At 67.3% G+C, this 15,788-nt stretch carries 13 protein-coding genes; 6 read left to right on the top strand and 7 right to left on the bottom strand.

Annotated features, from left to right (window positions below):
* Positions 1-16: 16 nt before the first annotated feature.
* Positions 17-769, bottom strand: coding sequence for a metallophosphoesterase (locus AB4Z55_RS04410; RefSeq protein WP_004020371.1), 753 nt, complete (start codon positions 767-769; stop codon positions 17-19).
* A 408-nt stretch (positions 770-1,177) separates the two neighbouring features.
* Here AB4Z55_RS04410 and AB4Z55_RS04415 point away from each other — a divergent pair, with 408 nt between their 5' ends.
* The 4 genes from AB4Z55_RS04415 (at position 1,178) to AB4Z55_RS04430 (ending at position 7,512) form a co-directional block, all read left to right on the top strand.
* Positions 1,178-1,663, top strand: coding sequence for a MarR family winged helix-turn-helix transcriptional regulator (locus AB4Z55_RS04415; protein ID WP_004020370.1), 486 nt, complete (start codon positions 1,178-1,180; stop codon positions 1,661-1,663).
* A 19-nt stretch (positions 1,664-1,682) separates the two neighbouring features.
* Positions 1,683-3,401 (top strand): MDR family MFS transporter, encoded by a 1,719-nt coding sequence (locus AB4Z55_RS04420; protein WP_239402363.1) that lies wholly within the window; start codon positions 1,683-1,685, stop codon positions 3,399-3,401.
* Positions 3,398-4,135 carry a DUF998 domain-containing protein gene (locus AB4Z55_RS04425; RefSeq protein WP_369519225.1) on the top strand — a complete coding sequence of 246 codons (738 nt, stop codon included), beginning with the start codon at positions 3,398-3,400 and terminating at the stop codon, positions 4,133-4,135. The genes AB4Z55_RS04420 and AB4Z55_RS04425 overlap by 4 nt, the downstream gene beginning before the upstream one ends.
* 62 nt (positions 4,136-4,197) lie before the next feature.
* A complete protein-coding gene (locus AB4Z55_RS04430; protein ID WP_369519226.1) occupies positions 4,198-7,512 on the top strand; it encodes a BTAD domain-containing putative transcriptional regulator in 3,315 nt (1,104 codons plus the stop codon).
* On the opposite strand, the gene AB4Z55_RS04435 is transcribed toward AB4Z55_RS04430, so the two are convergent.
* The 6 genes from AB4Z55_RS04435 to AB4Z55_RS04460 form a co-directional block, all read right to left on the bottom strand.
* Positions 7,490-8,182 (bottom strand): hemerythrin domain-containing protein, encoded by a 693-nt coding sequence (locus AB4Z55_RS04435; protein ID WP_369519227.1) that lies wholly within the window; start codon positions 8,180-8,182, stop codon positions 7,490-7,492. The two genes, AB4Z55_RS04430 and AB4Z55_RS04435, sit on opposite strands and share 23 nt — an antisense overlap.
* A 149-nt stretch (positions 8,183-8,331) precedes the next feature.
* Positions 8,332-9,090 (bottom strand): dienelactone hydrolase family protein, encoded by a 759-nt coding sequence (locus AB4Z55_RS04440; protein WP_369519228.1) that lies wholly within the window; start codon positions 9,088-9,090, stop codon positions 8,332-8,334.
* Between the two features lie 46 nt (positions 9,091-9,136).
* Positions 9,137-11,518 carry an ATP-dependent DNA ligase gene (locus AB4Z55_RS04445; RefSeq protein WP_369519229.1) on the bottom strand — a complete coding sequence of 794 codons (2,382 nt, stop codon included), beginning with the start codon at positions 11,516-11,518 and terminating at the stop codon, positions 9,137-9,139.
* Positions 11,519-11,567: 49 nt separating this feature from the next.
* Positions 11,568-12,221, bottom strand: a complete 654-nt coding sequence (locus AB4Z55_RS04450) for a response regulator (protein WP_369519230.1) — start codon at positions 12,219-12,221, stop codon at positions 11,568-11,570.
* 44 nt (positions 12,222-12,265) lie between these two features.
* Positions 12,266-12,679, bottom strand: a complete 414-nt coding sequence (locus AB4Z55_RS04455; protein WP_369519231.1) for a DUF5994 family protein — start codon at positions 12,677-12,679, stop codon at positions 12,266-12,268.
* A gap of 136 nt (positions 12,680-12,815) precedes the next feature.
* Positions 12,816-13,241, bottom strand: coding sequence for a hypothetical protein (locus AB4Z55_RS04460; RefSeq protein WP_369519232.1), 426 nt, complete (start codon positions 13,239-13,241; stop codon positions 12,816-12,818).
* Between the two features lie 180 nt (positions 13,242-13,421).
* On the opposite strand from AB4Z55_RS04460, the gene AB4Z55_RS04465 reads away from it, so the two are divergent.
* Together AB4Z55_RS04465 and AB4Z55_RS04470 are read left to right on the top strand one after the other, a co-directional pair.
* On the top strand, positions 13,422-14,378 hold the full coding sequence (locus tag AB4Z55_RS04465) for a Ku protein (protein ID WP_101820028.1): 957 nt from the start codon (positions 13,422-13,424) through the stop codon (positions 14,376-14,378).
* Positions 14,379-14,436: 58 nt separating this feature from the next.
* Positions 14,437-15,768 carry an MFS transporter gene (locus AB4Z55_RS04470; protein ID WP_239402356.1) on the top strand — a complete coding sequence of 444 codons (1,332 nt, stop codon included), beginning with the start codon at positions 14,437-14,439 and terminating at the stop codon, positions 15,766-15,768.
* The last annotated feature ends 20 nt before the right edge of the window (positions 15,769-15,788 follow it).

Raw genomic sequence — 15,788 nt, forward strand, 5'->3', positions numbered from 1 at the left:
TCGCGGCCGCCGGGGGTCAGAACATCACCGACCGGAAGTGGGTGACGAACCGCTCCTCGTCATAGAGGTGGAACGCGATACCCGGCGGCTGACCGCGATTCACCACTTCGCGTCCTTCGAACGGGAGGTTCAGTGTCGACGACACGCCCGGTGCGACGCAGAGCGGACGGTCGGCGAATGTGGTCACCGCCGGGGTGTGCGCGTGTCCGCACAGGAACGCGACGATGTTCGGGTGTTCTCCGACCAGGTCGGCGAGGCGGCCCTCGTCACGCTGCCGGATGGAGTCCATGAAGGGCATGAGCAGGTCGACCGGCGGATGGTGAAAAGCGATGAACACCGGGGTGTCCGCGGTCGTGGCGTCGAGTCGCTCCGACAGCCAGGCGATCGTCGCGTCGTCGAGACGGCCGTCGTTGCGTCCCGGTATCGAACTGTCGCACATCAGGAAGAGCACGTCGGAGCCGTCGCGTCCGCGCACCGTCCGCGCGTGATTGATCGGGCCGGAGGTCTCGGTGCCGATGAGAGCCGCGCTGAACGGCTCGCGGACGTCGTGGTTGCCGGCGGTGATGAGCATCGGCAGCGGACTCTCGAGTACCCCGTGGGCCTCGCGGTACTCGCTGGCCGCACCCTCGTCGGCGATGTCACCGGTGACCAGCAGGACGTCGATGCCGGCGGCACGAGCATTGATGTAGCCCAGTGCCGCCTGGATGCGGGCCCGATTGAACCGCGTCCCGTTGAAATGCAGGTCGCTGATGTGGGCGACAACGAACACGAAGAGCTCCTGTCACGGTTCTGGCTCCCACGAGGCTAACCGCACGCACAGTCCGACGACGCATCGCCTCGGGGCCGGGAGGCGCAACGCACTTCCGTGCCGTCGCTGTGGTTCAGCCCGCTCCCACTCGTCGACGCGGGTAACGTACGGCGATCCGGGAACGACATCGAAAGTGAGTCGCCGACCTGCCAACCCCCGACCCGGCAGGTCGGCGATTCACTCTCTCCGGCAGGTGACGAAGTCCGGTGCGGTGGGCGCCGCGTCCGTTGATCCCCGCGCCTCTACCAGGTGGTATCCCGAGCTGGTTGCATTCTTCCTTCGTCGCGCGCACACTTGCGCACGACAACTAGTTGCACAGCGCAACTAATTGCAAAGGGAAAGTAAAGAGGGAATCCGGAGGTGGCGACGATGCCGGTTCTCGATCAGCAGGCGATCGACGACCTGTTCGAGACCTTGCTGCGGTTCGTACGCATCCGTGAACGGGCGGTCCACACCACCTTCCGAACACGAGACGGCGAGTTCGAGGCGGCGGCGTTCAAGGCGCTGTTCCCTCTGGCCCGACGGTCGATGCGATCCCGCGAACTCGCCGAGGCGATGAACGCCGATCCGTCGACGGTGAGTCGCCATGTGGCTCTACTGGTGGACCACGAACTGATCCGTCGAGAGGCGGACCCCGACGACGGACGTGCCACCCTCCTTGTCATCACCGATGCGGGCCGGGACCGCGTCCTGGCGATGCGCGAGATGCGGCGATCCGCGATGGCCGGCGTCATGGCGGACTGGACCGACGATGAACTCCACACCCTGGTAGGGCTTCTCGGTCGGTTTGTCGACGCTGCCGACTCGGCCCTCAACCCGGCGTGCTCAGCCCGCAAGCCGGACGCGGACGCGTGAAACCCGTGAAAGGACGACAATGACAGACTCCTCGGCGACCCCCGAAACGGTCGTCCCCGAAACGGTGGCCCACGAAGAGGTCGCCGGGGCCGGACTGACCCATCGCCAGATCCTGACCATCCTGGCCGGACTCATGATGGGCATGTTCCTGGCTGCTCTCGACCAGACCATCGTGTCGACCGCGATCCGGACCATCGCCGACGACCTGCAGGGTTACGACATGCAGGCGTGGGTGACCACGGCCTACCTCGTCACCGCGACGATCGTGACGCCCCTGTACGGCAAGCTGTCCGACCTCTACGGTCGCAAACCGTTCTTCCTGCTGGCGATCTCGATCTTCATCGTCGGTTCGTTGCTGTGCACGATCGCCACGTCGATGTACGAGCTGGCCGCGTTCCGCGCATTCCAGGGACTCGGTGCGGGCGGTCTGATGACCCTCGCGCTGACCACGATCGGCGACATCGTGCCGCCCCGCGAACGCGCCAAGTACCAGGGTTACTTCCTTGCCGTGTTCGGCACCTCGAGTGTCCTCGGCCCGGTCCTCGGCGGTCTGTTCGCCGGTCAGGAGACCATCCTCTGGGTGTCGGGCTGGCGCTGGGTGTTCCTCGTGAACGTGCCGATCGGGCTCGTCGCACTGTTCGTCGTCTACAAGGTGCTCAACTACGACCAGCAGAAGGGCGTCGGTGGGCGCACCGACTACTGGGGCGCGACAGCGCTGGCCGTCGCGGTGGCGCCGCTGCTCATCGTCGCCGAACAGGGCCGCGAGTGGGGCTGGAGCTCCGGGCTGGCGATTCTGTGCTACGGCATCGGCGTCGTCGGTATCGCGGCGTTCATCTGGATCGAGCACACGATGGGCGACGACGCGCTGATCCCGTTGCGGGTGTTCAAGAACGTGGTCTTCAGTCAGGGCATCGTCGTCTCGGTCATCATCGGTGCCGTCATGTTCGGCGGAATCTCCATGCTGCCGCAGTACTTCCAGGTCCTCCGCGGATCGAGCCCGATGATCGCCGGTCTCCAGATGCTGCCCATGGTGCTCGGACTCATGACCGGTTCGATCCTGTCGGGCCAGCTGATCTCCCGCACCGGTCGGTACAAGATCTTCACGATCATCGGCGCGGTGCTGATCACCACCGGCACCTTCCTGCTACACCTGGTCGGTACCGAGACCCCGGTCTATCTCGTCATGCTGATGGCGGCGTTGCTCGGCTTCGGCCTCGGCAATCTGATGCAGCCGATCACTCTTGCGATGCAGAACATCCTGCCGCCCAAGGACATGGGGCTCTCGACCGGCACCGCCACCTTCTTCCGCCAGATCGGCGGAACGCTCGGTGTCGCGGTCTTCTTCTCACTGCTGTTCTCGTTCATGGGGCCGAACATCAAGGACGAGATGGTGTCGGCGGCCGCGCAGCCCGAGTACCGGGCGGCGGTCGTGGAGGCCGCGCAGAGTTCCGACCCGCAGGTCAGCGCATTCGGACAGTCGCTCATCGCGGCCGCTCAGAACCCCGGCGCCGCAACGGGATCGTCGGACAGCGTCATGAGCGACACCTCGATCATCGAGAAGCTGCCGACCGAGCTCGCCCAGCCCATCAAGGAGGGCTTCGCCGATTCCATGGACCGGGTGTTCCTGGCGGTGTCGATCATCTCGTTGCTGGCAATCATCGGCACGGTCACCTGGAAGGAGCTCCCGCTGCGCCAGGGAAGGCCGATCGGTGCACCGGAGTCGACGCCTGCCTCGTGAGGAGATCGGTCGCCGGCATCCTGATCGCCGTTGCGGGCCTCTGCTATTCGTCGTGGGTGATGGAGTTCGCGTGGGCGGATTCGCTGGACCCGATGCGCAGCTTCCTCAGCGAGCTCGACGCCGCGAATCGTCCCCACCGGGACATCTACGTGGTCGGGGACGTCACCACCGGGATCTGCGCATTGGTCGCGGCACTGCTGTTGCTCGTCCCGCACCGGACCTTCCGCGGTCGGACGGCGACCACCGCCGTTCTCGCCCTGGCGGTTTTCGGCGCGGCGACCATCGCCGACGCCCTGCTCCCGATCGAGTGCATTCCGGGAGTCGACGCCGGGTGCCCGCGCGAGCCGAGCGGGCTGCTCCCGCAACTGCACCACATCCATGCGCTGACCAGTACGGTCGCGGTGTTCGCCATCTTCACGGTGATGGTCGCCGCCGGCGTCTCGGCGCTGCGCAGCACCTCCTCCGGGGGCACCGTCTGGCCGGTCCTCCGGCGGATCGGGAACACGGTGTTCGTCGTCGTCGCGCTCGCCACGGTGTGGATGCTGGTCGCCGACAACCTGTCCGGCGACTTCCGGCTCGGACTCGCCCAGCGCATCCAGGTCGGCGGTATGAGCGTGTGGTTGATGCTCTGGGGGTGGGCGGTGCTCAGCTCGCGCGACGGGGGACGATCGACGGATCGCCACACGCCGATTGCCCACCGAGCCGTCCCAGCGGATGGAAGTGGCGGCCGGTGAGCGACACGCGATATCGGTCGCGGCGATAGTCTGTCGTCGACGGCGAGAGAATCGGGTGGTGTATGGCGGTTCGGGACGGGCATCCGGCCGGTGATGCCGCTTCGGCGCTGCGCATCTCGGTGCTGGGCCCCATCTCCTGCGAACTCGATTCCGAAGTGGTCGATCTCGGCCCGCGTCGACAACGTGCCGTCTTGGCCCGGCTCGTGGCCGGTCGCGGACGGGTGGTGTCCACGGATCGGTTGATCGACGACCTCTGGAACGGCGAACCACCGCCCAAGGCCCTGGCGGGCCTCCAGGTGCAGGTGTCCAACCTGCGACGCGTCATCGAACCGTCCCGCCCACCCCGCGCTCCGGCCACCGTGCTGGTCAGCGAACAGCCGGGATACGCACTACGGCTCCCACGATCGGGTGTCGACGTCTGGGAGTTCGAGGCCCTCGTCACCGTCGGCGACGCCGAGGATCCCGCGTCGAGACTCGACGAACTGGACGGCGCGTTGCGGATGTGGCGCGGAGATCCCTATGGCGCATGTTCGGCCGAGAGTTGGGCACAGCCCGAAGTCGCCCGCCTGCAGGACGTGCGCCGGTCGGCGGTCGAGCAATGGGCATCACTGGCGGTCGACCACGGACGTGCGGCGGAGGTCGCGCAGGTGCTGGCAGCGGAGTGCGACGACCAACCGGCCCGCGAAGAGTACTTCCGACTGCTCTCGCTGGCTCAGTACCGACTGGGACGGCAGGCGGACGCCCTGGCGACGCTGCGTCGGCTGCGGTCATATCTCGCCGACGAACTCGGAGTGGATCCCGGACCGCCGATCCAGCAACTCGAACGCGACATCCTCCAGCAGGCGCCCACTCTGACGGCACCGGTGGCGCCGGCCGTGCCGGAACCGCCGAAACCGCCGAGCGTGCTGCCCGTCTCCGCGGCGGTGGGTCGTCGCGAACCCGCCGGACGGGAGCACGAACTCGCGACCCTCGTCGGTCATGCCGAGAAGGCGGCGAGCGCATCCGGTCTGCGAGTGGTGTGGCTCTGCGCGGAGGCCGGCGGCGGCAAGAGCACGTGTGCGGACTCTCTCGTCACCCGTCTCGGCGCCACCGGGTGGGGCGGGGCGATCGGACACTGCCCCGAGGTCGACGGTGCTCCGACAGCCTGGGCATGGCGAGAAATTCTGCAACAGGTCGGAACTCGCGGGGAACCGACATCGGTCGAGATGCTGGACAGTTCGTTCGACATCGCCCGGCGGGTGATGGAAGCCTGCGGTGCACAAGCCGGGGCGCGAGGCATCGTCCTGGTCCTCGACGACGCACACCGCGCCGACGGCGCCACGCTCCAGGTACTTCGACAACTGGTGACCTGGATGGCCCGGTCCCCGGTACTCGTGCTGGTCACGTACCGGGCGTCGGAAGCAGGTGTCGACCTGCTGGCGACCACGGCATCCCTCGCCGCGGTGACTGCCGACCACATCGAGTTGAAGGGTCTGTCGGACAACGGTATCCGCGAGCTCGCGGCGTCGGTGGGACTGGAATCCGTGGACACCCCACTGCTCGAGCTGTTGCGCACGAGGACCGACGGCAACCCGCTGTTCGTGCGCGAACTCGCCAAGCTGGTCGCATCTCGCGGGTTCTCGGCTGCTGCCGCCGCGATCCCCCGTGGCGTCACCAGCGTGCTGATGCAGCGGATCGAACGGCTTCCCGCCGAGGTGGCGACCGTCTTGCGTCTCGCCGCGCTCTTCGGACGCAGCGCACCCATCGACGGCGTACTCACGTTGTGGAACAGGAACACCGACGAAACCGCCGAGGAACTCGTCCTCGACGCGATCGACACGGCCGTCGCCGCCGGACTGTTGACCGCTGACGTCGACACGGTCCACTTCAACCACGTTCTCGTGCGAGACGCCGTGTACGACAGCATCCCCACGCTGCGAAAGCGGCGATCGCACTGGCAGATCGTGGTGTATCTCGAACAGACCCGGGGCGTCGACCCGGACGAGCTGGCGCACCACGCGGCGCTCGGCGCCGTCCCGGACACGATCGAGCGCGCGCTCGAGTTGGTGACCGTCGCGGCCTCGGCGAGGTTCGCCACCGAGTTCACGGCGGACTCGGCAGACCTGTGGCGCTCCGCAGTACGTCTGCACGAGATGGCCGGACACGCCGCGTCGGCCGCCGACGAGGCCGGGCGCTCTGCGTTCGTCCTCGCGTTGACGCACCTGGTGACGGCACTGGCGTTCCGCGGCGACGACACCGCTGAGGCCCGTGCACGCCGCGGTCAGGCCCTCGCGGTCGCGCGAGAGCTGGATGACGACGACCTGGTGATGTCCGCGCTCACGTGCTGGCGGGCGCCGGTCATCTGGACGACGCGCCGCCAACGGATCGCCGACACGGACTTGATCGCGGCGATGACGGACGCGCTGGGTCGCGCCACGGGTGCGGACCGCGTGTACCTGTTGGTGTCACTGGTCTTCGAAATCGAAGGCATCGATGACCGTCGCGCCATCGAACTCGCCGCGCAGGCCGTGGCAGCCGCAGCCGACCACGAGGACCCCGAGGTCCGTTGCGCGGCCTGGAATGCGCGTGTGTACACCGCGCTGGGTCCTGACCTCAGCGCGCAGCTCCCGGAATTCGCCGACGAGTTCGACCGTGTGGCAGGTGAATCCGGAGTGCTCGCCTATCAGGCTGCCGCGCACTTCTTCTCGTTTCTCGCGCGTGCGGCGCGGGTGGATCTCCCCGGCGCCGTCGCGCAGGTACAACAGGGCCTGCGGTCGGCCTCGAGTGGGCGTGCCGGTGAACTCGTCGTCGTGTTGTCGGCCTTCTCGGCGGTACTGGAGGTGCTGGGTGGCGACATCGACCAGGCCGAGCGTGAGTACCGCGACCTCACCGCCCGGCTGCAGGCCGCCGGCGCGGTGAACTCGGCGGAGATCGGTCTGGTCGGCGAGATGGTGATCGGCTGGTTCCGCGGCTCGCTCGCTCATCTCGTCGGACCTCTCGCCGCGATCGACGAGGTGGCTCCGAAGATGATCTCCTGGGTGTACGTCGTCGCACTGCTGGACGCCGGTCAGCCCGATCAGGCGCGTCGCGTCGCTCGCGCCGCGCCGCCGATCAGCCGCGATTTCTACTGGACCGCGATGTCGGTCTTCCACGCTCGCGCCCTCGTCCGGCTCGAGATGACCGAGGCCGCTCGCGTGTTGTACACCGAACTGCGGCCGTGGTCGGGGACCGTTGCCGGCCTGAACTCGGGATCGGTCGCATTCGGCCCCATGGACGTGGTGCTCGCCGAACTCGCCGATCTCCTCGGCGACACGGACGCGGCGGCTGCCCACCGTCGTACGGCCGAGGAGGTGCAGGCCACCGTACGAGCCGGCCTCATCGAGCTGGGCCGGCGATGAGGGCCTCCCGCTTGTCGAAGCTGCGAACGAGCAGGGCGAGCATGGCCCGGATGACCGGACCCGCCTCGCTCTTCATCTTCGCCAGCTCCCGCTCATCTGCGTGCCGCATCATCCTCGGGGCCTCGAATCTCATGCTCGCGCCGGCCCGGGCCGCTTTCTCCACCCGATCCCAATCGGCCACGCTCACATAGCGATCGACAATCGGGAACACGACTCGCTCCTCGTCGGCGATGTGCTCGCCGAGCAGCTGGTGAACGTCGTCGAGTGTCGCCGCCAGGTCGGTCGCCGCCACGCCGAGGCGGTCGGGTTTCGCGGCTGAGAACGCGGCGATGCGCGCCTGCAGTGTCGCGAGCAACGCCTCGAGTTGGGTGTGATCGTCTTCCAGGTCATGGACGTCGACGGCGGCACCGGCGGATGCGGTGAGGATGGGCCACACCACCTCGTCCTCGATGGTGTGGTGATGATGGATGGACGCGCACAGCTGATCGAGATAGCCCGCGATGGCGTCGCGACGACGACCATCACACGGCTCACCACCGCCGATCCGGCCGAGGATCTCGGCGAAGCGGCGTGTGTCGTGGAGCATGCCCCGGTGGGCGATCTTCATGCCGGTGAGATCGGGTGTGCTGGACGCGGTGGTGTCGGTGCGGGAGGTGGGGCGGCTGGTCATGGGTGGCTCCTGAAGGCTCGCGGTGGCTGACTACGGCCACTGTGCGCCGCCCGACTTACACCCGACTTGTAGTCGCCTTGCGGGCATCGCGACGATCCCCACGAGGACACGGTCGGACCGCCACCACCCGGAGCGGGACCGACTCACCCCTAGAGCGTCCGCCGGAAGAGCGCTTCCAGCTCGGCGAAGTGATGTTCGGCGGCCTCGTGGTGGTAGGCCGCCAGGTCGGACATCGTATAACCGTGTGGTGCACCGGGGTAGACGGTTGCCGAGTGGGCAATACCCCCGGCGGTCAGCGCGTGCTCGAACTGGGCCACCGCCGTGGCGGGTAGCGATCGGTCCTTGTCGGCGTGGATCGCGAGGACGAAGGCATCGATGCCGAGGAGATGCAGATGCGGGCTGTCGTGGTCGTCGGTGACGAGCCCGCCGGTGTGGAACATGCCGACCGCGGCCACGTCGTCGGGCCGGGCGGCGGCGATGGTGAGCGCGAACCGACCGCCCATGCAGTACCCGGTGACACCCACCGGGCCGGGCGCGACACCCGGTAGGGCCTGTAGCGCATCGAGATAGGCGACGAGATCGGGGCGTACCGCGTCAGGCGTGAGTGTCCGTGCCCGCGGCATCGCAGATCGAAAGAACGCGGCCCGCGCTTCGGGCAGCAGGAGATCCTCGGTCGGTGCCCATTCCGTGGCGGAACCGTACCGATGGAACAGGTGCGGAACCAGGACGACGTATCCCCACGACGCGATGCGGTCGGCCATGGCCTCGATCCGTGGCCGCAGCCCGATCATGTCGGTGAAGAACAGGACACCCGGCAGCGGAGAATCGGATGGCGGCGAATCCGGCCGTGTCACATAGGCTTCGGTGTCGCCCTCGGCGGCGGCGATGGTGATCGTCTCACCGGTCATGGGTGTCGCTCCTGTTCTCGATTCGGTTGCGGCCGCTCGTCGGCGCTCAGAGATCGCCGGGCAACTTGTCCCGCCGGATCCCCCGCCAGCTGGGATGCCGCAGATGCCCGGCCGTCGTCCAGTCCATGAACCGGACCTCGCCGACGATCTTGGGCAGCACCCATACCGCGCTCGATTCGACGGGCCGGTCGAGTTTGTCGAGGAACGGCGACCGCGAGATCTCCAGCGGGCCGAGTTCCTCGGCGAGCGAACGCAGCTGCGCGTCGGTGAAACCGGTGCCGACGCGGCCGACGTAGCGTAATCCGGTCTCCTCGGGCAGACCGATCAGCAACGAGCCGATGGTGTGGGAGCGGTTGCCGCGCCCCGGTCGGTACCCGCCGACGACGACCTCGATGTCGCTCCAGTTCTTGTGTTTCAGCCACGTCGTCGACCGTCGCCCCTGCTGGTACACGGAGTTGCGACGTTTGGCGACAACCCCTTCCAGATTGTGTTCGCGGCTGTACTCGACGGCGGCCGAACCCGGACCGGGAAGCAGCGGCGGAACCTCGACGAAGGCTGAGTTGCGGAACGCGGGTGCCAGTTCCTCGAGCAGTTCACGTCGGACCGACCACGGTTTGCGCAGTAACGACGAGCCGTTGAGGAACAGGATGTCGAACAGATGCAACCGGAGCGAGTACGGCTCGTCGGTGTGCCGGCGCGAGGTCAGCAAGGTGAAGTTGGTGCGCCCGGAGGAGTCGATGGCGACGACCTCCCCGTCGAGCACGACGTCCATGAGGCCGAGATCGTCGGCGAGGCCCGCGAGTTCGGGAAAGTCGGCGGTCATGTCGATACCCGATCGCGAGGTGAGCCGGAACTCGCCGCCGACGGAACGGATGAGGAGGCGGTACCCGTCCCACTTGCCCTCGAAGGCCCAGTCGCGGCCGTTGAGCCCGTCGATGGACTCGTCGGTCGCCAGCATCGGGCGGGGATCGGTGAGGCTGTCGGGGACGATCGGCCGGGGCTCGTCGCTCATGAGATGGGCGAGCCAGTTCTTCTCGCCGGTCCGGATCAGGGCGTAGCGACCCTGGACGCGCTCGCCATGGAGGCGGACGATGACCTCTTTGTCGCGCCACTTCTCGAGCTCGAATATGCCCTTGTCCCAGATCGATACGTGACCACCGCCGTACTCGCCCGCCGGGATGTCGCCTTCGAAGTCGGCGTAGTCCATCGGGTGGTCCTCGGTCTGCACCGCGAGCCGGTTCTGGTCGGGGTCGGTGGGCAGGTTCTTGGGCACGGCCCACGACACCAGGACCCCGTCGTGTTCGAGCCGGAAGTCGTAGTGCAACCGCCGGGCATGGTGTTCCTGGATCACGAAGATTGGTGCCCGGTCCGTTGCGGTGCCGGCGGATTCCGGCTCCTCCGATGCATTCTCGGATTCGATGCGCTGCCGGTGCACGTCGTCCCCGAAGGGCTCGGGCGTCTTCGACTGGTCGCGCTTGCGCCGGTACTCCTTCAGGTTGATGACCTGACCCGCTGCCGGCTCGACGGCGGATTCCGGCTCATCCCCGTCGGTGTCACCGTAGGGGTCGTCGAGTCCCTCCAGGAGATCGCCGAACTCCTCCACGCGCTCCAGCACCTCGGAGTAGAGCAGTTGGGAGAGCCCGGGATCCTCCATCTCCTCCCAGGTGCGCGGCGCGGCCACCCAGGGCTGCTCGCGTCCGCGCATCGAGTACGGAGCGAGAGTGGTCTTGGCGGCGGTGTTCTGGCTCCAATCGATGAAGACCTTGTCGTCGCGCAGCGATTTCGACATCTTGGCGGTGATGAAATCACTGTGCTGACGCGCGAACTCGTTGGCAACCTCCTGTGCCACCTTGCGCGCCGCGTCCGACGTCACGGGTTTCGGGAGCCGCGCATAGAGGTGGATACCCTTGCCGCCGCTGGTCACCGGGTACGTCGTCGCCCCGCCGAGCCAGTTGCGGATCTCGCACGCCACCTCCGCGGTCCGGTGCAGCGGCACCCGCGGGCCGGGGTCGAGGTCGAAGACGATGCGGTTCGCCATGGGAGCGCCGTCGGGTCCCATCGGAAGCCGCCACTGCGGAGTGTGGATCTCCAGCACCGCCATCTGAGCGAGCCAGACGAGTGTGGCGCGATCGTCGGCCATCGCGTAGGAGATGACCCGCTCGCTGTGCTGGATGCCGTGGCGCCGTATCCAGTCCGGTGCGCTGTCGGGCACGTTCTTCTCGAAGAACGGGGTCGACTCGACGCCGTTGGGCCACCGTTTGCGGGTGATGAGGCGGCCTCGCACGTGGGGGAGGAGGACGTCGGCGATGCGCGAGTAGTAGTCGATGACCTCGAACTTTCGGGTCCCCGCCGCCGGATAGAGCACCTTCGAGAGATTGGTGATCGAGATCCGTCGGCCATCGACCTCCAGGGTCTCGCCGCCTGCCATGCCGTCCATTGTCCACAAGGTCGGCCGGATGGTTCGCCGACGGCCGAAATCAGCCTTCTCGACGAAGGTGGGTGTCGAGTAGGGAGGTGGCATACACGGCTGCCTGTGCACGACGCTGCATGCCGAGCGTCTGCAGCAGTCGTGAGACATAGTTCTTCACCGTCTTCTCGGCGAGATGCATGCGAAGTGCGATCTGGCGGTTCGTCAGGCCTTCGCCGAGTAGCAGCAGCAGAGTGCGGTTCTGCTCGGTGAGGTCGTCGAATGGGCCGCGGGGTTGTCGGGACAGGACACGGATATGCCCTATCAGTGCCTCGACGGCCCGCTCGTCCAGCACGAACCGGCCTGCTCCGACATCCGCGATCGCGGCGGCCAGATCGACGCCGGTGATGTCTTTGCCCACGTATCCGCTAGCACCCGCGAGCACCGAATCCACCACTGTCGGAGCATCGGTAGCTGATGTCAGCATGAAGCACTTCACGCCCACGGCCGAGCCCACGAGCATCCTGCACAGATCGATGCCACTGCCGTCGGGCAACTCGGTTTCGAGAACCACGATGTCCGGACTCACGGCGGGAATCCGGGCTACCGCCTGTCGGAACGTCGCGGCCTCCCCGGCAACGAGGAGGTCCGAGTCCGATCCCAGCGAGCTGATCACTCCGAGGCGGGAGATCTCGTGGTCATCGACCAGAAAGACCGAGACCATCAATCGACCCTTCGTTGGTGGTGGCGCTCGGGTGGCTCTTCCACCTATGCCTGCGGGCCGAGGAGCGCCGAGGCGCTCCGGGTGCTGTGTCTGTGGGTGGCTCGCGTCATGATCTCGCGGGCGGTCCTCGGATCGGTGTCGGGCGGGATCACGGCCAGCGTCAGCGTGCTCGACGCACCGGTGAATCTGACGGTTGCCGGAGTCCAGACCGTGAAGCCTTCCAGACTGATCCGCTGTCCGTCGATCGCGATCCTGGTGGTGTCGGACGTGTCCCAATCGCGCAATGCGTAGCCGACGCGCTCGAGACGTTGCAGGTGTTCGCCGACATCCCGAGCGATTGCGCGTGTCTCGCCCGCGAGGTCTCGGGTGTGGGGCCACCATGCCCCGTCGACGGACCCGCGGTCCGATCCGGCGGGTTTGAACTGGATTCGTGATGAGTGGAACGTGTTTGCTGTCATGAAAGTGCTTCCCTGGGAATGAGGCCGCTCCGCTCATGCACCGGGAAGTCCGAGGCGGGGGTGGTCGCAGAGGCATCGGCGAGGCCGATCAGCCGGAGGTGGAGCGTCCGTGTGGTGGGTGGAATCGTTGGTGCCGTCATCGGCGTGCCGAGTCGGCTTCCATCAGTACGTCCGAGAGAGTCCCGCCGCGTTCTGCCGCCAGGATCACCCGCTGCCAGACCTGTTCGGCGTAGGACTTGGGGACGTCGGTCGCCAGCAGGATGACCGGGTGGGAGTCGTCATCGACGGTGGTCGTCCGTGAGTGGCGAGCGCGCCTCACGGCGCGCCGTGCGAGCACGTCACCGACGGGGCGTCCCGGGGTCGGAGCGGTGGCCCGGGCGAACCAGACATCCCATTCGGCCAGCGTGTCGCCGGCCACCTGACGAGAATCTTCCTCCTGGATCCCGGCCACGACCAGGTCTGGCTGACGAGAATGGCCCGGGCGCGCCCGGTGATAGTCGCGGGTGTGTCCGTACAGACGGCTGCGTGGGGCAGTACCGAGAATTCGAGAGTTGTTCATCATCGGGCAACCGCCCTGTCTGGCCGCCGGCTTCGGGCGCCCATTTGGCACCGGGGCGCTGACAGAAGTCCGCCAGATATGAGGTCCAGTGCACTATCACCTTACACCCTGCGCACGGCCCATTTGGCATCTCAGTCGCCGATCACGGTTCGCTACAGCCATTCGACCCGAATCCCTGGCAGAATGGCCCCCATGCGCTCGATCTGGAAGGGCGACCTCAGCTTTGGCCTGGTCAACGTGCCGGTCAAGGTCTATTCCGCGACCGAGAGTCACGACCGCAAGTCCTACCAGGTCGATTCGTCGGACGGCACCCGCATCCGGTACCGCCGTGTGCGCGAGGGCACCGACACCGAGGTCGACTACGGCGACATCGCCAACGCCTACGAATCCGAATCCGGCGAGACGGTGATTTTGACCAAGGACGACCTCGCCACGCTGCCGGTGCAGAAGAGCCCGGAGATCTCGATCCTGGAGTTCGTACCCGCCGAGCAGGTCGACCCGATCTACTTCGACAAGCCCTACTACCTCGAGCCGTCGTCGAAGTCGCCGAAGGCGTACGTCCTCCTGGCCAAGGCGCTGGAGGAGACGGATCGGCTCGCGATCGCCTCGTTCACCCTGCGCAACCGGACACGCGTGGCCGCGCTGCGGGTGGTCGACGGCGTGATGACGTTGCAGACGCTGCTGTGGCCCGACGAGGTCCGCAAACCCGACTTCGGGTTTCTGGACGACGACACCGAGATCCGCGACCAGGAACTGCAGATGGCAGCGTCTCTGATCGAGTCGATGGCCTCGGACTACGACCCGTCGGAATTCGAGGACACCTATCAGAACGAGCTGACCAAGCTCATCGAGGCGAAGTCCGAGGGCGGCGAGGCGTTCCCCGAGACCGACGACGAAGACAACGACACCGAGGACTCCGACGTCGCCGATCTCCTCGCCGCGCTGCGGGCGTCGGTGAAGGACCGCGGGGACTCGGACTCCGAGGACAAGCCGGCCGAGAAGACAACGGCGAAGAAGGCCCCGGCCAAGAAGGCCGCTGCCAAGAAGGCGCCGGCGAAGAAGGCGGCGGCCAAGAAAACGGCAACCAAGTCGACTGCCAAGAAGGCGCCCGCCAAGAAGTCGTCGCGCAAGGCGAGCTGACCTCCGGCGCCGGAGAAATCGGTGGCGTCTCGACGCCGGGTTCGGGCAAGCTCGAAGGGTGAAATCCGCCGCTGACTCCCGTCTGCCCCGCGCGCTGCTGCCGTTCGCGCGCCGGCAGTATCGGTTGCTCGCGTCCGGACTGATCCTCGCCATGTTCGCCGACGGTGTGTGGACGATCGCGGTGATCTGGCAGGTCATCGCGCTCGGCGGCGGGCCGGGGCAGGTCTCGCTCGCCACCGGCGTGGCCGCGGTGGGAATGCTGTTCTCCACACTGGCCGGTGGGGTGCTCGCCGATCGGATCTCGCAGCGCCACATCATGATCGGACTCGAGGTCGCGAAGATGGTCGCGTTCGGCGCGATCGGGCTGGCGTCGATTGCGGGCGTGCTGCAGCTCTGGCACGTGGTGCTGGCCTCGCTGCTGGGCGGCATCACCACCGGGATGTATTACCCCGCCTATTCGGCGCTGCTCCCTGGGATCGTGGCGCCGGCGGAGCTGCAGGCCGCCAACGGGATCGAGGGCTTCTTCCGCCCGGTCGTCTTCCAGGCGGTCGGTCCCATGGTCGCCGGCGCGGTCATCGGCGCGTGGGCGCCGGGACCCGCGGTGCTGATGGCGGCGGTCGCCGCGATCCTGTCGAGTGTCTGCTATCTGGCGATGGCTCCGGTCACCGCGCGCCGCTTCGGCGAGACGGCCGAGGACGAACCGGAGGTGATCGAAGGTGCGGGTGCCCGACGGATCGTCGGCGATCTGGCCGAGGGGTTCGTCTACATGGCCCGGACACCGTGGCTGTGGGGCACGCTGCTCTTCGCATGTGTTCTGGTGCTGGCGACGCTCGGTCCGATCGAGGTGCTCGTCCCGTTCGCCTTGCGTGAGCGCGTCGACGGCGGCGCCACCCAGCACGCCTGGGTACTCGCCGGATTCGGGCTCGGCGCGGCCGCGGCGTCACTCGTCTTCGCCTCGATCCCGATGCCGCGGCGGTACCTGACCGTCATGTTCTCGCTCTGGGCGTTCTCCAGCCTCCCGCTCGTTCTGATGGGTCTCGCCGATTCGACGTGGATGTTCATCGCCGCCGGTGTGACCATGGGCATCCTGTTCGACGGACCGATGGTGTTGTGGGGGACGCTGTTACAGCGTCGGGTGCCGCCGGCACTGCTGGGTCGCATCGCCAGTCTCGACTTCTTCGTATCGGTCGCGCTGATGCCGGTGTCGATGGCGATCGCCGCGCCGGTGTCGTCGGCGATCGGCCTGACCGCGACATTCGTGCTGGCCGGGTTGCTCCCGGTCCCGATCGCGTGGGCGTTCTACGTTGCGGCCCGCATGTGGCGCGACGAGATCGAGAACCCGCTCGTCGACGATGCGCATCCGAAGCTGGTCACACCGGCACACTCGTAGTGGAGTGTGCCGGTGTGACC

It is taken from the genome of Gordonia sp. ABKF26 (assembly GCF_041103195.1).
In the GTDB taxonomy this organism is placed as follows: domain Bacteria; phylum Actinomycetota; class Actinomycetes; order Mycobacteriales; family Mycobacteriaceae; genus Gordonia; species Gordonia terrae.